The organism is Synechococcus sp. Nb3U1, assembly GCF_021533835.1.
Classification (GTDB): domain Bacteria; phylum Cyanobacteriota; class Cyanobacteriia; order Thermostichales; family Thermostichaceae; genus Thermostichus.
In genome coordinates this window covers 1,116,921-1,137,585 of sequence record NZ_JAKFYQ010000001.1, presented here as the reverse complement: position 1 = coordinate 1,137,585, position 20,665 = coordinate 1,116,921, and the positions used below count along the sequence as shown (strand labels likewise).

General features: G+C 56.5%; 18 protein-coding genes and 2 tRNA genes. 12 read left to right on the top strand and 8 right to left on the bottom strand.

Annotated features, from left to right (window positions below):
- Window positions 1-12: 12 nt before the first annotated feature.
- Together purH and cysE are read right to left on the bottom strand one after the other, a co-directional pair.
- Complete coding sequence (gene purH, locus L1047_RS05215; protein ID WP_235277818.1) at window positions 13-1,629, bottom strand: bifunctional phosphoribosylaminoimidazolecarboxamide formyltransferase/IMP cyclohydrolase; 1,617 nt, start codon at window positions 1,627-1,629, stop codon at window positions 13-15.
- An 88-nt stretch (window positions 1,630-1,717) separates the two neighbouring features.
- Complete coding sequence (gene cysE, locus L1047_RS05210; protein WP_235277817.1) at window positions 1,718-2,512, bottom strand: serine O-acetyltransferase; 795 nt, start codon at window positions 2,510-2,512, stop codon at window positions 1,718-1,720.
- 187 nt (window positions 2,513-2,699) lie between these two features.
- Here cysE and grxD point away from each other — a divergent pair, with 187 nt between their 5' ends.
- The 6 genes from grxD (at window position 2,700) to L1047_RS05180 (ending at window position 8,635) form a co-directional block, all read left to right on the top strand.
- Entirely contained in the window at window positions 2,700-3,038 is a 339-nt protein-coding gene (gene grxD, locus L1047_RS05205; RefSeq protein WP_235278867.1) for a Grx4 family monothiol glutaredoxin, read from the top strand.
- 44 nt (window positions 3,039-3,082) lie between these two features.
- Window positions 3,083-3,400, top strand: a complete 318-nt coding sequence (locus tag L1047_RS05200; RefSeq protein WP_235277816.1) for a BolA family protein — start codon at window positions 3,083-3,085, stop codon at window positions 3,398-3,400.
- Window positions 3,401-3,445: 45 nt separating this feature from the next.
- Entirely contained in the window at window positions 3,446-3,802 is a 357-nt protein-coding gene (locus L1047_RS05195) for a phage holin family protein (protein WP_235277815.1), read from the top strand.
- 184 nt (window positions 3,803-3,986) lie between these two features.
- Window positions 3,987-4,059 (top strand) — tRNA-Thr (locus L1047_RS05190).
- Window positions 4,060-4,325: 266 nt separating this feature from the next.
- Window positions 4,326-5,954: a DUF6930 domain-containing protein gene (locus tag L1047_RS05185; protein WP_235277814.1), complete on the top strand. Its 1,629-nt coding sequence runs from the start codon at window positions 4,326-4,328 to the stop codon at window positions 5,952-5,954.
- 116 nt (window positions 5,955-6,070) lie between these two features.
- On the top strand, window positions 6,071-8,635 hold the full coding sequence (locus L1047_RS05180) for a sigma 54-interacting transcriptional regulator (RefSeq protein WP_235277813.1): 2,565 nt from the start codon (window positions 6,071-6,073) through the stop codon (window positions 8,633-8,635).
- 24 nt (window positions 8,636-8,659) lie between these two features.
- Here L1047_RS05180 and fni read toward each other — a convergent pair whose 3' ends face one another.
- On the bottom strand, window positions 8,660-9,718 hold the full coding sequence (gene fni / locus L1047_RS05175; protein ID WP_235277811.1) for a type 2 isopentenyl-diphosphate Delta-isomerase: 1,059 nt from the start codon (window positions 9,716-9,718) through the stop codon (window positions 8,660-8,662).
- 196 nt (window positions 9,719-9,914) lie between these two features.
- On the opposite strand from fni, the gene L1047_RS05170 reads away from it, so the two are divergent.
- Entirely contained in the window at window positions 9,915-10,700 is a 786-nt protein-coding gene (locus tag L1047_RS05170; RefSeq protein WP_235277810.1) for a response regulator transcription factor, read from the top strand.
- A gap of 6 nt (window positions 10,701-10,706) precedes the next feature.
- Here L1047_RS05170 and tgt read toward each other — a convergent pair whose 3' ends face one another.
- Window positions 10,707-11,804 carry a tRNA guanosine(34) transglycosylase Tgt gene (gene tgt, locus L1047_RS05165; protein WP_235278866.1) on the bottom strand — a complete coding sequence of 366 codons (1,098 nt, stop codon included), beginning with the start codon at window positions 11,802-11,804 and terminating at the stop codon, window positions 10,707-10,709.
- 149 nt (window positions 11,805-11,953) lie between these two features.
- Here tgt and L1047_RS05160 point away from each other — a divergent pair.
- Window positions 11,954-12,036 (top strand) — tRNA-Leu (locus L1047_RS05160).
- A gap of 143 nt (window positions 12,037-12,179) precedes the next feature.
- Here L1047_RS05160 and L1047_RS05155 read toward each other — a convergent pair.
- Window positions 12,180-12,557 carry a hypothetical protein gene (locus tag L1047_RS05155; RefSeq protein ID WP_235277809.1) on the bottom strand — a complete coding sequence of 126 codons (378 nt, stop codon included), beginning with the start codon at window positions 12,555-12,557 and terminating at the stop codon, window positions 12,180-12,182.
- Between the two features lie 686 nt (window positions 12,558-13,243).
- Here L1047_RS05155 and L1047_RS05150 point away from each other — a divergent pair.
- Together L1047_RS05150 and L1047_RS05145 are read left to right on the top strand one after the other, a co-directional pair.
- Window positions 13,244-14,167, top strand: coding sequence for a S1C family serine protease (locus L1047_RS05150; protein WP_235277808.1), 924 nt, complete (start codon window positions 13,244-13,246; stop codon window positions 14,165-14,167).
- Window positions 14,152-14,832 carry a response regulator transcription factor gene (locus tag L1047_RS05145; RefSeq protein ID WP_235277807.1) on the top strand — a complete coding sequence of 227 codons (681 nt, stop codon included), beginning with the start codon at window positions 14,152-14,154 and terminating at the stop codon, window positions 14,830-14,832. The genes L1047_RS05150 and L1047_RS05145 overlap by 16 nt, the downstream gene beginning before the upstream one ends.
- A gap of 41 nt (window positions 14,833-14,873) precedes the next feature.
- Here L1047_RS05145 and L1047_RS05140 read toward each other — a convergent pair whose 3' ends face one another.
- Window positions 14,874-15,194: a DUF2808 domain-containing protein gene (locus L1047_RS05140; RefSeq protein ID WP_235277806.1), complete on the bottom strand. Its 321-nt coding sequence runs from the start codon at window positions 15,192-15,194 to the stop codon at window positions 14,874-14,876.
- A gap of 345 nt (window positions 15,195-15,539) precedes the next feature.
- Here L1047_RS05140 and L1047_RS05135 point away from each other — a divergent pair, with 345 nt between their 5' ends.
- Window positions 15,540-16,679 (top strand): NAD(P)/FAD-dependent oxidoreductase, encoded by a 1,140-nt coding sequence (locus L1047_RS05135; RefSeq protein WP_235277805.1) that lies wholly within the window; start codon window positions 15,540-15,542, stop codon window positions 16,677-16,679.
- 14 nt (window positions 16,680-16,693) lie between these two features.
- Here L1047_RS05135 and L1047_RS05130 read toward each other — a convergent pair whose 3' ends face one another.
- On the bottom strand, window positions 16,694-17,899 hold the full coding sequence (locus L1047_RS05130) for an FAD-binding oxidoreductase (protein WP_235277803.1): 1,206 nt from the start codon (window positions 17,897-17,899) through the stop codon (window positions 16,694-16,696).
- Between the two features lie 134 nt (window positions 17,900-18,033).
- On the opposite strand from L1047_RS05130, the gene L1047_RS05125 reads away from it, so the two are divergent.
- A complete protein-coding gene (locus tag L1047_RS05125; RefSeq protein WP_235277802.1) occupies window positions 18,034-20,271 on the top strand; it encodes a phosphoketolase in 2,238 nt (745 codons plus the stop codon).
- On the opposite strand, the gene L1047_RS05120 is transcribed toward L1047_RS05125, so the two are convergent.
- A complete protein-coding gene (locus L1047_RS05120) occupies window positions 20,256-20,498 on the bottom strand; it encodes a hypothetical protein (protein WP_235277801.1) in 243 nt (80 codons plus the stop codon). The genes L1047_RS05125 and L1047_RS05120 overlap by 16 nt on opposite strands.
- Between the last annotated feature and the right edge of the window lie 167 nt (window positions 20,499-20,665).

Here is a 20,665-nt window from a genome sequence, read left to right as displayed (position 1 = left end):
TTACCCAAAACCTCAGTGCAAAAAGTGGCGAATACCGGTGCAAATCATGACAATATCTGCAGCATTGGCGGCCGCAATCGAGTCGGGATCCCGAATGCTTCCCCCCGGTTGAATAATGGCGCGGATCCCGGATTGGGCGGCCACCTCGACACTATCGGCAAAGGGGAAGAATCCATCGCTGGCCAGCACGGCTCCAGAGGCTTCGGATCCCGCTTGTTTAAGGGCAATTTCTACGGCTCCGACTCGGTTCATCTGCCCAGCCCCAATGCCCACCGTTTGCCCTTGCTTGGCGATGACGATAGCATTGGATTTGACATGTTTGCAAACTTTCCAGGCGAACTCCAACTCGGCCCATTCCTCTCGGGTGGGTTGCCGTTCTGTCACCACTCGCCAAGACTGTTGAGTGCCGGATCCCTGGGGTAGGTCAGCATCTTGTACCAAAAAACCCCCAGCCAAGGTGCGGATCGTCTGGGCAGGTTCCACCTGCCAATCGGGTAGGAGCAAAACCCGCAAATTCTTTTTGACAGAGAGCAGCTCGGCTGCTTCCAGGGTGCAGTCGGGGGCCACCACACATTCTAAGAAAGGTTCCACCAGCAGGTGGGCGGTCTCGCGATCCAGGGTTTGATTGAGGGCGACGATGCCCCCGAAGGCAGAGACCGAGTCGGCAGCAAAAGCAGCGCTAAAGGCCGCCGCCAAGGAGGGCCGCAGGGCGACGCCACAGGGGTTGTTGTGTTTGACCACCGCGGCCACAGCTTGTGCCCCAAGTTCTGGATCACCTTGGCCTGGGCCAAATTCGGCGATGATGGCGCGGGCGGCTTCCAAATCTAGCAGGTTGTTGTAGCTCAGTTCCTTACCCTGCAGTTGTTTGGCTTTGTGCCAGCCAGGAGCAGCGGCATCCACAACATACCAAGTGGCGGCTTGGTGAGGATTTTCGCCGTAACGCAGGGTTTGCCGAGGGATCCCTTGCAGTTGAAAAGTACCCTCAGTGGGGGGATCCGATTGAGGTTGCAGTTGTTGGATCAATTCTGGACGGGCCAGATAGTTGGCAATGGCGCGATCATAGGCCAGCACCTGCTTGAAGGCACACCGGGCACACTCGAAGCGAAACGCCAACCGTTCGGGTTCGCCACGAGCACTAGACAATAGCTGTAAATACTGCGGGTATTGGGCCGGATCCGTCAGCACTGTGACGTGAGCATAATTTTTGGCGGCTGCTCGTACCAACGTCGGGCCACCAATGTCAATTTGCTCAGTGGCTTCCGCCAGCGAAACGCTCGCTTGGGCCACGGTTTCTTCAAACGGATAAAAATTCACTACCACCAGCGTAATGGGCGGGATCCCCAACGAATCTAAATCTTCTTGGTCATCACTACGCTCCAAGCGGGCCAAAATGCCGCCGTGAATACGGGGATGGAGGGTTTTGACCCGCCCACCCAAGATCTCGGGTGCACCGGTATGGGTGGAGACGGGAGTAACAGGGATCCCTGCTTCCGAGAGGGCTTTGGCGGTACCGCCACTGCTGAGCAGCTGGAACCCATGCTCCTGGACTAAGGCTTGAGCAAAGGGGATCAGCCCGGTTTTGTCAGACACACTCAGTAAGGCCAACGACGAGAAGTCCTGAGAAGGCATCCTTTTGGTACCCAAAATAGAGCATAGTTACAAAAGATACCGAAATAGGCCAGTATCCAACGCCCCCACAGCATACCTTGGGATTTGCCTAAGGATACTCTGAGCCACCCTTGACTTGCTCTTGCCGAGCCTGTTCCCGCTCTTGGTTCAGGTGGGCCACTTGGGCTTCTAGATCTTGAATGCGGTGCAGCAGACGCTCGATGGCTCGTCCCACTGGGTCAGGCATGAGATGGTGATCGAGGTCGATGCCATGGGCAGGAATACGTCGTTGGTGAGGCGGAATCACCGCCCGCCCTGGGATCCCTACCACTGTCATCTCGGCAGCTACATCCTGAATTACCACTGCATTCGCCCCAATCCGGGATCCCTGGCCAATGCGAACAGGCCCTAGGATCTTTGCCCCTGTACCCACAATCACGCCATTTTCTAGGGTGGGGTGGCGTTTCCCTTTATCCCAAGAGGTACCCCCCAAAGTAACCCCATGGTAGAGGGTGACATCATCGCCAATTTCCGCCGTCTCGCCGATCACCACTCCACAGCCATGGTCAATAAAAAAGCGCCGCCCGATCTGAGCTGCCGGATGGATCTCGATCAAGGTGAAGGAACGGGCAAAAAAGCTGAGCAACCGGGCTAAGAAAAACCAGCGCCGTTTCCACAAACAATGGGCAATCCGATGCAAAAATAGCGCGTGGATCCCCGGATAGGTGCAGATCACTTCCCAGCGATTGCGTGCCGCCGGATCCCGCTCGAAAACGCAGTTGATATCCTCCCTCACCATTTGCCAGAACCCCGGCTTGGGGGATGGAGACGAAAGCGTACCCTCATCGGGGGACGCAGTTGGGCTGGGATCTTCGACCACCGAGTGCTCGGCTTCCATTAGCATGAATGGCCTCTGGTCAGATATCTCCACTGCTTCTCCTTCTAACATTTTTTGGTGGAGGCAGGGGTGTGGGAAAGGACGGAACCGAGTTTTACCGGTTGACGTTCGTCAGAAGTGGATGAGAATGAGATTAGGATAGGAGCTTGACTTGCCTGTCCCCTGCTGTTGCTGAACCGGTTTGATCACCATGCTGGATCCCCTTTTGGAAGAGAAAATCCGCGACCAGATCCGCGCCAACAAAGTGTTGATCTACATGAAGGGCACCCCAGAGATGCCCCAGTGTGGGTTCTCTTATGCAACGGTGCGGGTTTTCGATAGTTTGGGCTTCCCCTACGCGGCTGTGAATGTGCTCGAGGATCCCGAGATTCGCCAGGGCATCAAGGAATTTTCCAATTGGCCGACCATCCCGCAGGTGTACATCGATGGGGAGTTTGTGGGCGGTTGCGACATTGTTCAAGAAATGCACTCCCGCAATGAGTTGCGCCCCCTGCTAGAAGCGGCTTTTGCTGGGACAGCCGTTCAGTCCTAGGTAGTTTGTCGTTTGAAGAGGATCCCTCCTCGAAGTCTGCGGGCATGATCACTCCTGAACAACTGCGGCTATGCCTGGTAGATCGACTGCAAGCGCTTCATGTGCAGGTGGAGGATGAATCCCATCGCCATGCCGGCCATGGGGGGCGACGGGATCCCTTAGGGGCCGGAGGGCACTATCGGGTACAGATTGTGTCGCCTTTGTTTGCGGGCAAAACAACTTTGCAGCAGCACCGCTTGGTCTATGGGGCCCTGGCGGAGCAGATGGGCATCAACATCCACGCTCTAGCCCTGCAAACCTATAGCCCTGAGCAGTGGACGGGATCCACACCTGGCTCAGCTAGCATAGAACTGGAAATATAGAGCTGGAAACAACCACAGACTAAGCACCCTAGCAGAGGAGGAAACATGGCAACCCTGTTGGCTACCTGGCTGATGTCTGCCCTGAGCGTGATGATTCTGGCTTGGCTTTTGCCAGGGATCCATGTCTCTGGGTTTGGGGGCGCTTTGTTGGCGGCTCTGGTGATCGGGTTGGTGAATGGCCTGGTGAAGCCGTTTTTGCAGTTGATCACCCTGCCGATTACGATCCTCACCCTGGGCTTGTTCTGGCTGATCCTGAATGGCATTTGTCTGGCCCTTGCCGATGTTCTAGCTGGAGATGCCTTCAACATCGATAACTTCGGCTGGGCCTTTGTTGGGGCGATTGTGCTTTCCATTGTCAGTGGTTTGGTGCATCGCGTGTTTTTACAGGGCACTCAGGCCTGATAGCTCAGAACCGGGTATTGACTAACCAGCAGGGATGAATGGCAACCTCTTGAAATGAGCTCGGGCTGACCTTTTCAGGAGATCAGCGCAGAGCACCACAGGCGAGAATCTAAGGCTGCTTTGGTGCGGGGAGCTACAGTCTACAGAGAAGGAAGGAGAATGCTAAAATCGACAAGCCTAAATTGCTGGTGTAGCTCAGTTGGTAGAGCACTCGACTTGTAATCGAGCGGTCGTCAGTTCGAGTCTGACCATCAGCTTTGAGGTTCACAACAGTTGCACAAGTTGCACAGGTTTGCCAGGGATCCAAACCTGGGGCTGGGATCACTTTTTCCTAGGGACTTTGGCCAAATGTTCTTCTATCCCCGAAGGAGGTCTCAGCTCCTACACTAGTGGTTAGATCAACTGCGGCGGGATCCTGTCATCTTGCTCCCAAAGTGGGTGGGTCATTCCTCCTTATGATTTTGGTGTGTTCGCCCGGTCTGTTGGGTGCTTCTGCTGCTTTTTCTTGGATGTTTGGATGTCTATGTCCGGTCTCCCAGCCGCTACAGTTCGTCGACTACAAAAGCTGCCTCAGGTGCCATCGGTGTGGGAAGGGGATCGCCACAGCCTCTCGGGACGGCTCCGCATGGGATCCCAGATGAGTCCTGGCGCCACGGAAGGGGAGTGCATCCTTTGGGTGGACGGCATTCAGGGGGTGGTGCGGGCGATGGAGGTTGTGCCCCTCGGTTCGGGGATTGAGCCGATGGTGCGTACCCTGATCCTGGCCATGGAGCGTCCCCATTCCGCCTCGCCTGCCCGTCCGCAAAAGATTATCGTCCGGGATCGAGAGGTGCAATTTTTCTTGCGTGGAGTTTTACACGAGCTGGATATCAAAGTGGAATGTCAGCCGGAGCTGCCCTTAATCGATGAAATTCTCCAAAGCTTTGAGGATGCCCATGAGCGGATCCCACCCCCTCTACCGGCAGAGTATGCCGATTTGCTCACCCAAAAAGCCCTTACCCTCTGGCAAGATGCCCCCTGGGACTATTTAGAAGATCATCAGGCTCTGGCTATCGAGCTGAACCACTGGGATCTGGACACCCTATATGTTTCGGTGATGGGGCGGCTGGGCATGGAGTATGGGGTGCTATTTTACCGTTCTCTGCATTCCCTCAAGCAGTTTCGCCAGGATGCGGGCCAGCCGGATACGCCTGAAGAGATGGAAGAAGCCTTCCTCAAGCAAGATTGTCTCTACCTCACCTTCCAAGCTCGTCATCCCGACCTGAATGAGCTGCCGGATCTGGACTTGGCGGAGTTGGATCCCGATGAGATCGAGCCCAATTTCGGCACCATCCACCCTCTAGAGGGCTTGCGCTCTACAGTTCAGGAGGATGAGGCGGCGATTTTGACGGTGGCTCTGGAGGCGCTGCATCGCTTTCTCGAGCAACACCACAACAAATTGGAGCAAGACTTTCAAGCCTGCCAAGGGCGATATCGCATTCCCAATCCTCAATCCAAAAATCAGACGAAGGAAAGTACCCTCTCGGTACAGGTGCGAGCCTTGCCCGATTTGGCAGCGGATCTGCTGGAGCTAGGGGAGGAGGAGTCGGAGACAACCGCCCACACGCTATTGCGGGATGACTTAGTGCCGGAGGGAGCTCAGTTGGGTTTGGGAGTTTTGCCCTGGACAACAGTAGAAGCCCTCCGGCTGATGGGACAACTGCATCCCCTCCCCGAAAGCAAGTTGGTGGAGGGCGGAGAAGGGCTGCCCGTTGTGATTGTGCGCACCTCCCGTCCAAAGGCAAAACAGCTGATCCAAAACTTGCAGGGAGAAGGAGGGCCACAGGGAATCTGTTTCAACACAGGGGTGGATCCCTTTGATGGTGATCGCTACGACCTAGAAATTGTGCAAACGGGAAATCAGGATCTGCACCTGTTTGGGGAATTTCCCGAGGATGACCCGATTCACTCCATGGCTCGCAAACGCTGGGAACGGCGCTGCCGGGATACGGGTGGCTACTGCGGTCTGGTGGTGGCGATGGGGGTGACCTCGGTGCGGCCTGAGTTGCAGATGCGGCACATCCTGGCGCTGTTCGAAATGCAGGCTTTGAACCCGACGCGGCTGGGGCTGGGGCCGATGGTGCGGATCAGTCGTCAGTTTCACCTGCCCTAGCCAAGTCCGGTATAACTGAGAATGACCTCGGTAAAGGATCCCAACAACCCGGCAGCCTTCCCAAAACGAGCGGGATAATGCAGCTAACGGGATGTTCAACAGCAGAGGCACCGCAGATGACCCCCGCAGAGCGTGCCCAGTGGCTCAAAAATCACACCCTATTTCAAGCGCTGTCGCTAGAGAGTTTGTATCCGCTGGCGGAACAGATGCAGGAGCACCCCTTTCAGCAGGGGCAGGCTTTGGCAGAAGCCGGAACGGTGCCAGACGGGATCCAGATTTTGATCCAGGGGCGCATGGACTCCGTCCCGCTGACGCGACGGGAAGAACGGGATCCCTTGTCGCGGGTGAGCCTGTTACCGGGATCCGTTGTCGGTTTGGCAGAGGTGCTGGCGGAGCAACCCTTGTCCCGGAGTGTGATCGCCCTCTCAAATGGGAGCTTGGGCTGGATCCCTGCTGCTGCGGTGCGGGCCTGGGCAGCAGGGCATCCCCAGGTGGCGACCTGGCTGTCTAACCGAGTGGAAGCCCAGGAATTGGCAGAAGCCCTGGCCCAGATGACGGCTCGCCTCACCTACGAACAAGAACGTCAGGTGGCTTTGCGGCCCTATTTGGTGCCGAAGGTAGAGCGGGGCATCGTCGGCCCCAGCCGGTACGCGGTGCGGTTGCGCCAGCAGGTGAAGGAGGCCGCCCACAGCCGCGAGCCGATTTTGATTTTTGGGGAACCGGGCCTAGAAAAAGACAATATTGCCGCCCTGATCCACTTCGGATCCCCTTATCGTCGCCAACCTATGATCAAGCTGGATTGCAGCGCTTTGCAGTCTAGTGGCGCTGATCTGTTTGGACGGGCCGGGGGCAAACCAGGATTGCTGGAGTGGCTGGGAGAGGGCACTCTACTTCTGAATAACATCCAAGAGCTGCCCGCTGAGCTGATGCCTAAGATCCTGAAGCTACTGGAGACGGGATCCTACACACCGGTACAACGGGGGGAGAGCGAACCGGCTTTGGATCCCCGCCCCTATCGCTGTCGGATTCTCATGGTGTCGGAACGGGTGATCCCTGCCCTAGAACCCTGGGTGACCGCCATCAAGGTGCCGCCGCTACGGGTACGCAAAGCCGATATCAAAGCCAAGGCCGACTATTTCCTCAGCCTTTATACCCGCCGCCGTGGGATCCCGAAACCAAGCCTGGCCCCAGAAGCCTTGCGCCGCCTGCAAAGCTACGACTACCCTGGCAACTCGCGGGAACTGCGTAACTTAATCGAACGGGCAGTGGTACAGGCGGCAGGGGCGCCGGTGCTGAACGAAGAGGTGTTTTGGGCCCCTCAACCTCGCGGCAAACAGTTTCGCCTCAACCTCCTCAATGCCTATCCGAGCCTGCGAAAGTTTTTGCGCAGCCCTTGGTGGACGGATCGCCTCAACTATGGCCTGGTGCTGCCTACTTATACGCTGGTGGTGTTTCTGCTGTTTTGGGGCCCCCAGGATCGGGCTCACAACGTTGGGTTGAATTTATTTTGGGCTTGGTGGTGGCCGCTGGTGCTGCTGGTGTTCCCGGTTTTGGGGCGGGTGTGGTGTGCCGTGTGCCCCTTCATGATCTACGGGGAATTGGTGCAGAAGCTGTCGTTGTGGCTGTGGCCACGGCAACTGGGGAAATGGCCCCGACAATCGGCGGAGCGATGGGGCGGATGGGTCTTGTTTGCCGGGTTTGCCCTGATTTTTTTGTGGGAAGAAATTTGGGATCTGCCCAATACGGCCTATCTCTCGGCGTGGTTGCTGTTGCTGATTACGGGCGGGGCAGTGGTGTGCTCGCTGTTGTTTGAGCGGCGCTTTTGGTGTCGCTATCTTTGCCCGATTGGAGGCATGAACGGCCTTTACGCCAAACTCTCAATAACAGAACTGCGGGCGCAGCAGGGTACCTGTTCGGCGGAATGCACCACTTACCAGTGCTACAAGGGTGGGCCACAAAAAGGGGAAGGCCTGGAAACCGGGGGCTGCCCCCTCTACTCCCATCCAGCGCAACTGCAGGATAACAAAGACTGTGTGCTGTGCATGACCTGTTTGAAAGCTTGCCCGCACCGCTCGGTGGAGTTCAACCTGCGCCCGCCGGGGATTGAACTGTGGACCACCCATACCCCGCGCCCCCATGAGGTGGCATTGCTATTGCTGCTGCTGGGGGGGATCTACCTCCATTGTTTGCCGCAGGTGCTGGCCTGGATTGAGCAGGTGTGGGGGTTGAGCTGGGATTTGCAGGGGTTTTGGCCTCATCTGGCAGCGGCTCTGTTGGCGCTCGGGATCCCTAGCGTTGTCCCGGTTTTGGCCTATGGATTGACTTGGCTACAGCAGGGGATGAGGAAAGGGAAAGGGCAGCGGGGGTTTGCGGAGATGATCTACGGCTATTTGCCCCTGGTGCTGGGAGGAACCTTGGCCTTTTATTGGCCCCTCTTCTTGACGGAGGCCGGGCAGATTTTGCCGGTAACTTGGGCAACCTTTGGCCAGACGGGATCCACCCTACCGACTTGGACAGCCCATCCGGCGGTGATCGACTTTTTGCAGGGATCCACGCTGATTGTGGCCCTCGTGCTCTCCTGGGTGTTGATCCAAAAAATAGCCCGGCAAGGCTGGCAGTGGCTCTCCCATCTGGGGGCCTTGGTACTGACTGTCAGTTTATGGCAGGTGCTCGGGATATGAGGGCAGAGACCAACTCCCCACCCATTAAGGCAAGGGATCCCAAGTATCCTGACGGCGCAGAGGGGCTTGCTTGAGCTGGGCCAAGTTGGCGGATCCCGTACAAAAGGCGGCAATGCGTAACTCCTCAATCACCGCTCCAAAAGTCTCCACCACCGCTTGCTCTTGTGCCCCACAGACCGCCTGGAGAGCCGGAGCCGCCATCCCCACCAGATTGGCTCCCAACCGGATGGCTTTGGCCACCTCAATGCCGTTGCGGATCCCACCGCTAGCCACCAAGGGCAAATGGGGCAACTGACAACGAATCTCCAGCAGCGATAAAGCGGTCGGGATCCCCCAACCCACGAAGGCTTGGGCGATGCGTTTTCTCATCAGATCCGGTTGCCGATGGGCCTCCACTTCGCTCCAACTGGTGCCACCCGCTCCGGCTACGTCCAAAACGGCGACTCCACACTCTGCTAAATGCCGAGCAACCCTTACGCTCAGACCATTGCCCACTTCCTTAACGATCACCGGCACCGGCAACTGGGCTACCAACTGCTCGATGCGACCATACAATCCACGCCAATCGGAATCCCCGTGGGGCTGCACAGCCTCTTGTAAAGGATTCAGGTGCAGGATCAGCCCATCCGCCTCGATCATCTCCACCGCCCGACGAGCCTGCTCCAACCCATAGCCATAGTTGAGCTGCACGGCCCCTAGATTGGCCAGCAAGAGAATATCCGGGGCCACCTTGCGCACATGGTAAGTCCAGGCCAATTCCGGGTGTTCTAGGGCGGCCCGCTGGGATCCCACCCCCATGGCAATCCCCAAGTGTTGGGCGGCAGCGGCCAGATGCACATTGATCTCATGAGCGGAGCCGGTTCCTCCGGTCATGCTGCTAATCAAAAGGGGCGCTTGTAACCGTTTGCCCAAGAACTCGCTGCTCAAGTCGATGTGATCCAGGTGCAGCTCCGGCAGAGCCACATGCTCGAAAAAAAACCGTTCAAACCCGGTGCGGATCCCTTTGGCGGAAACATCCTGCTGTAGAACAATGTCCAGATGATCCTGCTTGCGCTCGGAAATAGAAGAAGGCGAATCGGTCATGGGGTTTAGCGAACGGGCACTCCACTTTACCAGCATTGCCCGCGGCCGGGGGGCTGTCTATGATGTGGGCAGGATGCAAATGGGTAGCCAGGGAAAGTTCTTGCGGAGGTGTATAGGGCTATTTTCGTCCAAAGTGGGCGTTTTCATCGTGTTCTTGGTCAGCCAATTTTCTCCTTTTTCCCCATTGAGGACGGCCATGCAACACCTACAAATCTTGCTGGCAGAAGGCAACCCTCACCTGCGCAGCTTGCTGTGTTGGCATCTACAACAGGCGGGGCATCAGGTTTGTGAGGCGGATACGATCCGCCAAGCGAAGACTCTACTGCAACAGCAACTCATTCACCTGATGATTTTGGATGCAGAGCTATCCAACCGGGCCGGGTTGCAACTGTGTCACTGGGCTCAGCGCCACTGTGATCTGCTGATTCTGTTGCTCTCCCAACGGGGATCCGAAGCGGATATCATCGCCGGGCTGGAAGCGGGGGCAGACGATTACCTGACCAAGCCCCTCAGTATGCAACTGCTGGATGCCCACATTCAGGCCCTGGCCCGTCGTTTCCGTCGCAGTGTGCCCCCCACTTTTTTGCAGTATGGGGAGCTGAAAATCGACTTAGTCCAGCGGCGCGTTACCCTGGCTGGCGAAGGGATCGACCTCACCCCCCAGGAATTTAGTTTGTTGATGGTGCTGGCTCAGGCCAATGGGGATCCCGTTTCTCGCCTAGAGCTGCTAGAGCGAGCCTGGCCGGATTCTACAGATAACCCCCGCACCGTTGATACCCACATCCTCTCGCTGCGCAAAAAACTAGAACGGGATCCCCGCCAGCCCAACCTGATCCAGACGGTACGCAGCGTCGGCTACTGTTTCGGGTTGGAGCACTTTTCCTGCGATCCTCTGCCCACACCTCCCAAAGCGGCGGTTTCTTCGACCGTCTCTGCCCCGGCTAAGCCCAGTCGCGACAGTGATGCGGAGCACCAACCCTAAATAGGTTCAGATCCAGGGATCCCAGTGCTCGTGAAATTGTCCCTCCAGAATTGCCACTCTCATTTTGCGGGTATAGTTCATCAGCTCCGACACATTGTGAATCGAAAGTAGGGTGTAACCCAGGAGCTCCTGTGCCCGAATCAGATGGCAGAGATAGGCACGGCTGAAGTGCTGGCAAGTATAACAATTACACTCACGGTCAATCGGCTCTAGGCTGCGGCGATGTTCGGCATTTTTGATATTCCAGCGGTTGCCGCGGCTGATGACGGTGCCATGTCGGGCATAGCGGGTGGGGATCACGCAGTCGAACAAATCCACCCCAGATGCCACCGCCGAGCGGATCTCTTCATAGGTGCCCACCCCCATCAGGTAGCGCGGTCGATCCGCTGGCAAATGGGGGGCAGTCTGGCGCACGATCGCCTGGATGAGCTCGGGAGGCTCTCCGACACTGACACCCCCAATGGCATAGCCGGGCAGATCCAACTGGCGAATCGCTTCGGCACAGCGGCGGCGCAACTCGGGATAAACGCCCCCTTGGGCGATGCCAAAGAGAGCCTGATCGGGACGATGATGGGCTTCTACACAGCGCTTTAACCATTGGGTGGTACGAGATACGGCTTGTTCCACAGCATCGGCACTGGCGGGGTAGGGGGGGCACTCGTCAAAGGCCATGATCACATCCGCGCCGAGGGCATTTTGAATCTGAATCGAGAGCTCCGGCGTGAAGTGGATGGTACGGCCGTCGTGAGGGGAGCGAAAGGTCACCCCCTGATCGTCGATCTGGCGCATATCGCTGAGGCTGAACACCTGAAAGCCCCCAGAATCCGTGAGGATGGGGCCCGACCAGCCCATGAAACGGTGCAGCCCCCCGGCCTCTTGGATGATGCTTTCCCCCGGTTGAAGGTGCAGGTGATAAGTATTGCTGAGGATGATGTGAGCGCCGGTTTCTTTCAGTTGAGCAGGAGTAAGAGTTTTCACGTTGGCTAGAGTACCCACCGGCATAAAGCAAGGGGTCGGGATCCCGCCATGGGGGGTGGTGAAGTATCCAGCACGAGCCTGGGTATGGGGGCAGGTGCCCTCACAGGTAAAGGTAAAAGCAGCCAAAGTGAGTTCTGGGTTTTGACGATGCGCAGCAGAGCCTAGCACAAATGCTTCAGCACAGATGTAGCCGCTGGAGGGATCCCACCCAATCTGCCAACCCCAATCTAGGCCTTGACAGGGATCCCTTTTCTTCGGCAGACTTGTAGATCGCCGCGGAACTGGCGGAATGGTAGACGCGCTAGATTCAGGTTCTAGTGGTAGCAATACCTTCGGGGTTCAAGTCCCCGGTTCCGCACTTTGGCTGTCTGGTCTCTCTCTAGATCCTAGATCTTGAGATCTTGTTGATCGTTTTGATCGTTGATCTTGGTTTGATCTCAGACCTGTGTCCTGATAGGGATCCCAGGAGGGATCTGTTCAGATCAGAACATTCAGGAAGATTCAGATTTTTAATTCGGCCTCAAGTTGGTTCAGCTTGAGCCGGGCGAGGGCCAGGTTGCTCTTCGCCCGATCCAAAGCCAGGTAGAAAAACAATCCGTTTACAGTTTTAATGAGACGCATCAAATGATACTGAGTCCCCAGAATAATTAATATCTCTTCAATTTCATCGTTGAACTTGAGAGATTCCGCAACGCGCATCTTGGCGCGGATCACTTCCGTATTACCCGCTACAGCCAGTTCCAAGTTGGCTTCGGGAAAAGCGGGACTGTTGGTACCCTTAAATCCCAGGCACATTCCACTTTTCCAGTCGCCCAAAGCCACTCCCAAAGCTCCATCGATGGCTAAAGCCTGGACTAGGCTGTCTTCGATTCTCTGCATGGTATTGCTCTCCTTAAAAAAACTTGATGGAAGTAGCCTGAGCTTCCCGCTCCCTAATGTTTCCCAAAGGTCTGCAGGGCACTTCAATCCCATCAATTGCCAGGTGCAATACCCTTTCCAGTGCGACCCAAAGCATATTCCGAAACCTTCCCTTCACTGGCCAATAGAATCTTGAACCCTGCGGCAAAAAACTTGCGCAAGGGCCACATCTAGAGATTGCTCTTGTAGAGTTAAGGTGTAAAACTAAGAAGCTTTTGATTAGTTTACGAGGTCTTCGTATTTTCGGGCTTCAGTAAAAATACTGAAAGCTTTGTAAGGCTAGGTACTGTCGACATAGGGAATCTTTTGCAGATAAGTTGATTGGCTTCTATATATCGACAGTACTTAACATTCGATCATCTTAATCCTTGTTTGCGTCAACCTGGAGTTCCACAAAGTCCAGTTTCTGCGGGCTAGATTGAAGCTACAGCCTTTTCCGACTTTATGGACGACACAAGGTCAAGAAGAATCAGACAAAGGGTTGGCCTGCATCGGCTGTAGTCTGTATCGCTGGAAAAGGCTGTAACCAAGAGTTTTTGGGTAACTCCCTAACCCTTTTTCCAGGGATGGAGCTCCTCCTTTGGGCGAAGGGATCCCACCTATTCAGGCCTCATGCTGGGGATAGCGTTTCCCCTTGAGGTGCTCCTATGGATTCTGCGAATCCTCTGGTTGGTTTTTCCGAGATTCTGGCTGATGTGGTGCAGCAGGCCTCTGGCGCAGTCGTCTCTGTCTTGGGTCGCTATCACTTTCCCTCTTCAGGGATCCACTGGCAGTCGGATCTTGTGTTAACCGCGCAACATACCCTGGAGCGGGAAGAAGAGATCCCGGTGCGGCTGGCCAGCGGGCAAACCTCTACAGCACGTCTAGTCGGTCGGGATCCGGGGACGGATTTGGCTCTGCTGAAACTGGAATCGGGTCATGCCATCTCGCCTCTGCCGGTGGCAAATCTGGAGAACCTAAGGGTGGGATCCCTGGCGATTGCTCTGGCCCGTCTGGGAGAAAAAGGGGTATCCGCCAGTTTGGGGGTGGTGGGATCCCTCCTAGAAGGCTGGCCAACCCGTCGTGGCCCTCGCCTTGAGCGGGTGATTCGCCCCGATATCCGTCTTTACCCTGGGTTTTCTGGGGGGCCATTGTTGGATCCCATGGGGAATTGGATCGGTATGAATACTGCCCGTTTGGGCCGCAAATTGGACTTCACTCTGCCCGCCGACACCGTTCAACGGGTGGCCAGCCAGCTGTTGGAGAAAGGGCGCATCAGCCGTGGCTACCTAGGAGTCGGGATGCAATCGGTACGGCTACCGGAAGCTCTGCGCCAGTCTTTACAGGTGTCGGCGGCCTCTGGGGTGATTTTGATTAGCCTAGAACCCGGAGGCCCAGCAGAACAGGCGGGGTTGTTGATCGGGGATGTGTTGGTGGCGCTGGAGGGAGTTCCAGTTACGGATACCTACGAGGTGCTGGCCTTGCTGGGGCCGGAGCGGATTGGGCAAACGGTGAACCTGCGGGTAATTCGGGCGGGGGCTTTGCTGGAAGTGAGCTTAGTGGTGGGAGAACGGCCTTGGGGCGAAGCCTAAACGAACCTGAGCCAGATATGCGGGATCCTGTTCCGGATCCCATTTTTGTGTTGGTGGTGGCCTCCAGCACAATATCCCGTCTGGGGTTGGTATCGCTGCTGGATCGGGATCCCCTCCGAGTGGTGGGGCAAACCCGGATTCCGGAATTAACCGCGCAAATTGAGGCGCTAGAGCCAGATGCGGTTGTCCTGGAGTGGAATGAGTTGGATCCCATTCCCGAGGCTTCTCTCTGGTTGGAGGACAAAAACCTAGCCTGGGTGATCCTCTCCGCCAGCGGGGATCCCTTGTTTTGGGGGGAATTGGCACAGGGGCGGGCATTGCTAACTCGTGAAGCCACTGCGGAAGAGATCCGGCAGGCGGTTCAGGCAGCAGTAGCAGGTTTGTGGGTTATTCATCCAGATCATCTGCGCTGGTCTGTCGCCCTCTCTCTGACCTCTGCCGGAAACTCTGCTTTAGGGGAAACTCCCCCTCAACTCACTCCGCGCGAGATCGAGGTTCTAACCCTGCTAGCAGAAGGATCCGGCAACAAAACCATCGCCAAGCAACTACATATTTCCGAGCACACCGTCAAATTTCACATCACCTCTCTGTTCAATAAACTGGGGGCCACCAGTCGCACCGAAGCCGTCACCGCCGGGATCAAACTAGGGCTGATTTTACTTTAGATGTTGCTCTGAATGAAGAATTGCCATCTTCAGGCAATCCTTCAACGGTGTAGAGGCCAAAAGCGCTGGCGCCCTCCATGGCCCCCATCCGTGAACACTACTCGACCATAACCAAGAAAATGGAGATAGGGCTGGCTATCCCTGGCCAAAGCGGTGATCCCATACAGGTAAGCCCCTGAAGTAGTGGGAGTGAAAATGGGGCGTAGTTTTAATGTAACTGTAGTGCCGGGGGCAAGGGCGGGCAAAAACTGAATGTGCAATTTGGAGCCTCGGATCTCGGACTGAATCGCGACTGGCGGGGCTTCCGACTGCCAGCGCTCTCCGAGTACAGCGGCGATCCGCTCAACCCCAGCACTGCCCACAGGAGGATCCCCATTCGTTTCACGGGTGCTTCCTTATTCATCATTCATTGGAATCCATATTCATTGGAATCCATTGGATGGATGTTGATTGGATGTCCATGCTGTCACATCTGGGTCGGTAGAATTGTGATTGTGCTTCGCACCCATTACAGCTTTTTCCGACTTCACGCAGGCCCTTGAGCTAGGTAAAAAAACTCTGGAACAAGGGATTGACCTGAATCTGCTGTGTCAGATAACGCTGGAAAAGGCTGTAGCATGCTATTCACGACGCGGAGGGTCACTGGGATCCCATGCGCTGGCGAGGCAACTGAAAGTGCAGATCCGGTTACAAGCAGTAGGCTCAGTATGTCGGATGAAGAGACTCAAGCAGCAGTAACGCAGGCTGACGCGACCAACCTACAGTCTGCTGATGTGATCGTGATCGGGGCCGGGGTAGCCGGTTTGGTTTGTGCCAGGCAACTGTTGCGGGCAGGGTTGCAGGTCTTGGTGCTAGAGAAATCTGCCGGTTTGGGTGGCCGCATGGCCACGCGCCGGGTTGAACATGCCGGACAAACGGTGCCGGTGGATCATGGAGCGCAATACCTGACTGCTGATTCCGATGGGTTCAACCGCTGGGTGAAAGAGCTGCTAAGCCTGGGGCTACTGACAGAATGGACACGCTCGCTGCATCTTCTGGATTCAGACGGGCTGCACCCAGAAGATCCCAATGAGCAAAAACCGCGCTACATCTGCCCAGAGGGAATGTCGGCTCTGGCCAAGCACATGGCAACCTCGCTACAGGTGCTGCGGCAAACTCGTGTGGTCAGCCTGAAACCGCTGGAAAAAACCTGGCAGGTTCACACGGATAATGGCAGTGTTTATCGAGCTGCATCGATGGTGGTGGCGATCCCAGCCCCCCAGATGCTACCCCTGCTGCAAGAGGCCATCCCCCCCGCTAGCAATCTGCTGCCCTTGCTGGAATCCGCTGAATATTTGCCCTGTATCGCGGTGTTGGCCGGCTATGGGGAAGGAATGCCGCTGCCCAACTGGAAAGGAATTAAATGTCTGGAGGATCCCCTGCTGGTCTGGCTAGGGTTGGATAGCAGCAAACGCTCAGAATCGATGCCGCCAGTGATAGTGGCGCAGGGAGGGCCGGAGTGGTCGTCTTTACACGTGGATGCCACCCCATCTGAGCTGGATCAAGCAGGGCGAGAATTGTTAGCGCATGCCGCTAAACGGGTTCAACCTGAGTTAGCCACGCCGGAGTGGATGCAGGTGCACCGCTGGCGCTACTCTCTACCCATCGAAACCATGGGCCTGGCCAGCTTGGGAACCCGCATTCCCTGCTATTCGGATGCTGCTTCGGGAGGGTTGCCGCTGGTGTGTGCGGGGGATTGGTGTGCGGGGAGCCGCATAGAAGGAGCCTGGCTGTCGGGGCAGGATGCAGCGCAAAAATTGCTGGGGATGCTTGGGATCCCGTTACCTGCTCGCTTTGGAGCTTTGTAGGGTTTAGCTAGCGGCTAGATTGGGCTAGAGCCGAAAATACGGGCGGGGTCAAATTGCTGACGAAGTTTGTCCATCAGGATCCCGGCGGGGCCAAAGTCTTGGGCAAGGGCTGCTTTCAAGGTTGGTGGAGCTTCCAGCAGGCTTAGAAAACCGCCCACAGGCTTTAAGTGCTGCCGCAGTTGTTCCAGGGATCCCCTGTCTGGATTGGCTAAGCAAGCTCGCCCTAGGCCACAGCCCCGATGTAGTTGTACCCAACAGCCGGGGAAAAGGGTTTGAAACTGCTGCAAAACCCCAAGGCTCTGGTTGGGCAAGCATCCGAATTTCACCAGCACTGTTTCTGAACGGATTGAACTGGGCAGCAAAGTTGTCAGGGCTTGCCCCGCCTCAGTTGGCATTGTCGTTATCTCGGTTATTATCTCGTCTTGCCAATGCAGGGCCTCACCCAAGGCTCGGGTTTGGGCCATCTGCTCGGCGATCACCCGCTTGGAACCATGAAAGAGGAGCACCACATCCGGTTTACCCCCATCCAGTCTCAGATCCAACCCAACTGGGCTAATCTTGGCTTGCAAAAGCTGCTGACACAACCCCTCCAAATCCATCAGGGATCCCGTCCCTTTTAGGCAACCCTGGGCGGCGGGAAGAGGATAAAGCCGCAAGCTCACCTGGGTCAAAATGCCTAAACTGCCCAGGGATCCGGTGAACAGCTTCATCAGGTCGTACCCCGCCACATTTTTCACCACCCGTCCGCCGGCTTTGGCCACTGCCCCATCCGCGCGCACGAAGGTGATCCCCAAAATTAAATCTCGGATCCCGCCGTAGCGTTGCCGCAGAGAACCTGTATCGGCTGTGGCGATGATCCCACCCAACGTGGCCCAGTCTGGATAAAGGGGATCTACTGGCCACCATTGCCCTTTTTCCGCCAAGATCTGCTGTAATTCCACCAGGGTCATACCCGCCTCCGCCGTGACGGTGAGATCAGCAGCCGCATGGTCAATTAAGCGATTCAACTGCCGCGTACTAACGAGCCGAACGTCGGATCCCGTCGGATTGCCCCAACTCAACTTGCTGCCGTTCCCAGCCACCAACAGGGTTTGTCCCGAGTGGCTTTCTAGGTGTTCTTTGAGGAGCTGAGCCAGTTCAGCAACCGTAGAGGGAGTATAGACTTCTGGAGGATGGGGCTGGCTGGCCAGGAACACCGCCAGATGAGGAGAAAGAGACATGTCATGTAGAGAAGGTAAGGGAAAAACGGGATCCCTTTCCCAGTAGGGCAGTAGGAATCTTCAGCTTCTCACGACTGGCGCAATCAGGTTTACAGTGAGGAGGAAATTCACGCGAGTAAAGCGAGGCTGCGCTGATGACACTGGCTCAGGATGCAACTACTCAGATCCCGGCCTTTTGTGATGGGATCCAGTATTTTGGGGATCCCTGGCCAGAGTTTGACCTATTGGGCCATACCCCTGCGGTCGATATCGATACAGGCAAGCTGACGGATCCCGGTAGTCGAGTGGCGGCCTATCAAACGTTGCTCTATGCCGATGCGCTACGCTACCTGATCCTACAAATGACCGCTAGCAAAGCCTCAGGGCATCCAGGTGGGTTTGCTAGCCAAGCGGAAGCCTATGCGGCTCTGGTGTATTTGGGCCATAAGAATATCCCCACCGAAGTTGGTCATCATGCACCGGGGTTTTATGCCGCCATGTTTTTGGATGGATCCCTGGCGGGGATGGGCATTCACACCGTCGCAGATTTGCGGGCCCGCTTTCGGGAACGGGAGGGGTTGCTAGGGCACCTGTCCGGCTATATTCCCGGCCTGCTGGCTCCAGCAGGGCCATTGGGTCAGGGGCAACATTTTGCCATGGCAGGAGCCTTACTGTACCCGGATCGCCTCTTTCCGGTGACCATTGGAGATGGTGGATTGGGGGAGCCTTATGTGATGAGCTCCCTGAGTCATTTTCACACCGCGTTTCCCCAGCGCACCAACTTTTTGCCCGTACTGGTTTGGAATGGCTATAGTCAAGAGCACCACAGCATGGTTTCCACCGCTAGCAATACCCAAATGACCGAGTACTGGCGGGGCAATGGTTTTGAGGAAGTGGTGCTGGTAGATGCCAAAGACTTTGATGATGCCGGGCAGCCCGGCCCTTACGTGGATAGCACCCAGTTTTCCTGGGAGGGGCGGATCGGCTTTGCCCAGAGGGTACTCACTGAAATGGAGCGGGCCAGCCAAGCGGCGATGGCAGGTCAACTGACGGTTTTCATTCTCAAGCAACTGAAGGGATCCGGTGTACATGCCAAAGGCTCCAAATCCCACAACCTCTACGGCCACCACACCCTGGACAACCCCGATATCGTTGCGGCTCTGCGAGCGCGCGCCTTGGCTCCGGCGGCCTGGGCCTTGGTGCGGCAAAATTGTGAACGGGCCGCCGGTGGCCCTGCCGCCCAAGTGGTGGTAACCGAATCCATCCGTCTGCTGCCGGAGTTGGGATCCCTAACCCTAACGGAGTTTCCCCTGGGGGATAAACAGGTTTCTACCACGGCTATGGGCGCAATGGTGGTGCAGGTGGGACAAAAGGATCCCACTTTTCTGGTGGCCAATGCCGATGGTAACGAGGCTTCCGGTATCGCCAACATCAACCAGGGCCTGAAGGTGATTCACCCCACCGTGGATCCCCTCTACAACCAGCAGCCCCACGGACAGGTCTATGAACCTCTCAGCGAAGATGCCTGTGCTGGGCTGACGGCGGGCCTAGCGCTTTTCGGCGGGCGGGCCTTGTGGTGTTCCTATGAATCCTTTGCCATCAACGGCCTGCCCATCTGGCAGACGGTGACCCAGGCGATGGCGGAATTGCGCCGACCCACCCCTTCTCTGATTGCCCTCTACACCGCCGGGGCTTTGGAACAGGGGCGCAACGGCTGGACCCACCAACGGCCAGAAATTGAGGCTTACCTGGCGGCCATGATGCGCAACGGCAATGTTTTCCCGCTTTTTCCACCGGATGCCAACTGTACGCAAGCCGCCTACGAGTGGGCATTGGGCACCTTCAACAAAGGGATCCCGATCATCGCCAGCAAAACACCTCTACCCATCCGCACCACCCTAGAACAAGCTCGCCAAGCGGTGGAACAGGGCTGCACCCTACTCCAGGAACTCCCCGGATCCAAAACCGTGGTCTTTGCAGTGGTGGGGGATATGATCCTGCTACCCGTGTTTGAGGCGGCTGAGCAGCTGAACGTTCAAGGGATCGGATCCCGAATTGTGTCGGTGGTCAACCCGCGCCGTTTGTATCGCCCTGAGGATGTGGCTTGGTTCACCTGTGCCCAACCGGATGGAACGTTTCTAGCGGATACAGAGTTTCGGGATCTGTTGGCGGGGGATGCCTTGATTGGGGTGACGGGGGGTGCCAGTTTGATGTTGGAGCCGCTGATGTTGCGCTACGCTGGCCCACGGGATTTCTTGAGCTGGAAACGGGGGGAAACCACCGCCACACCAACTGAGTTGATGGGTTTCAACGGCTTGACGGTAGAGGTTTTTGTGCAGCGGGCCAAGCAGTTGTTGGGATCGGGGGATAATCTGCCTCAAATGCCATCGTAGGGAAGGGTGGGGGACTCAAGCCACAAGGAATCCTTGTCCAGTTGTTCCTGCGGTTCCGTTAATTTGCGCCGAAAGGGATCCGTCGGATCCATCGGGCCAGACTCCAGATCATCCACCAGCACCAGCACCCGCACAATCCGATTTTTGGGCAACTGTTCCTGGGCCTCTAGCGGCAAAATGATCTGACCATCCACGCCGGTATGGGTCAAAAATTCATAGGCTTTCATGCTGGTTCCCCAAGAGGGCGAAGGGATACCTAAGCCAGATCTTGCTTGCATGGGGAACCCAATCCATTGTTCTGGATGGGTTAACCCCTACAGCACCCAATCATGACCTGGCCCGAAGTAAGTTATATACCAGCTTGCCCCAATCTCCAGACCTTGCAAAGCTAAAT

What these genes read in the sequence shown, in the direction of transcription:
- purH (WP_235277818.1), bottom strand. Translation starts at nt 1,629, where the DNA reads ATGCCTTCTCAGGACTTCTCGTCGTTGGCCTTACTGAGTGTGTCTGAC.
- cysE (WP_235277817.1), bottom strand. Translation starts at nt 2,512, where the DNA reads ATGCTAATGGAAGCCGAGCACTCGGTGGTCGAAGATCCCAGCCCAACT.
- L1047_RS05200 (WP_235277816.1), top strand. Translation starts at nt 3,083, where the DNA reads ATGATCACTCCTGAACAACTGCGGCTATGCCTGGTAGATCGACTGCAA.
- L1047_RS05195 (WP_235277815.1), top strand. Translation starts at nt 3,446, where the DNA reads ATGGCAACCCTGTTGGCTACCTGGCTGATGTCTGCCCTGAGCGTGATG.
- L1047_RS05185 (WP_235277814.1), top strand. Translation starts at nt 4,326, where the DNA reads ATGTCCGGTCTCCCAGCCGCTACAGTTCGTCGACTACAAAAGCTGCCT.
- L1047_RS05180 (WP_235277813.1), top strand. Translation starts at nt 6,071, where the DNA reads ATGACCCCCGCAGAGCGTGCCCAGTGGCTCAAAAATCACACCCTATTT.
- fni (WP_235277811.1), bottom strand. Translation starts at nt 9,718, where the DNA reads ATGACCGATTCGCCTTCTTCTATTTCCGAGCGCAAGCAGGATCATCTG.
- L1047_RS05170 (WP_235277810.1), top strand. Translation starts at nt 9,915, where the DNA reads ATGCAACACCTACAAATCTTGCTGGCAGAAGGCAACCCTCACCTGCGC.
- L1047_RS05155 (WP_235277809.1), bottom strand. Translation starts at nt 12,557, where the DNA reads ATGCAGAGAATCGAAGACAGCCTAGTCCAGGCTTTAGCCATCGATGGA.
- L1047_RS05150 (WP_235277808.1), top strand. Translation starts at nt 13,244, where the DNA reads ATGGATTCTGCGAATCCTCTGGTTGGTTTTTCCGAGATTCTGGCTGAT.
- L1047_RS05135 (WP_235277805.1), top strand. Translation starts at nt 15,540, where the DNA reads ATGTCGGATGAAGAGACTCAAGCAGCAGTAACGCAGGCTGACGCGACC.
- L1047_RS05130 (WP_235277803.1), bottom strand. Translation starts at nt 17,899, where the DNA reads ATGTCTCTTTCTCCTCATCTGGCGGTGTTCCTGGCCAGCCAGCCCCAT.
- L1047_RS05125 (WP_235277802.1), top strand. Translation starts at nt 18,034, where the DNA reads ATGACACTGGCTCAGGATGCAACTACTCAGATCCCGGCCTTTTGTGAT.
- L1047_RS05120 (WP_235277801.1), bottom strand. Translation starts at nt 20,498, where the DNA reads ATGAAAGCCTATGAATTTTTGACCCATACCGGCGTGGATGGTCAGATC.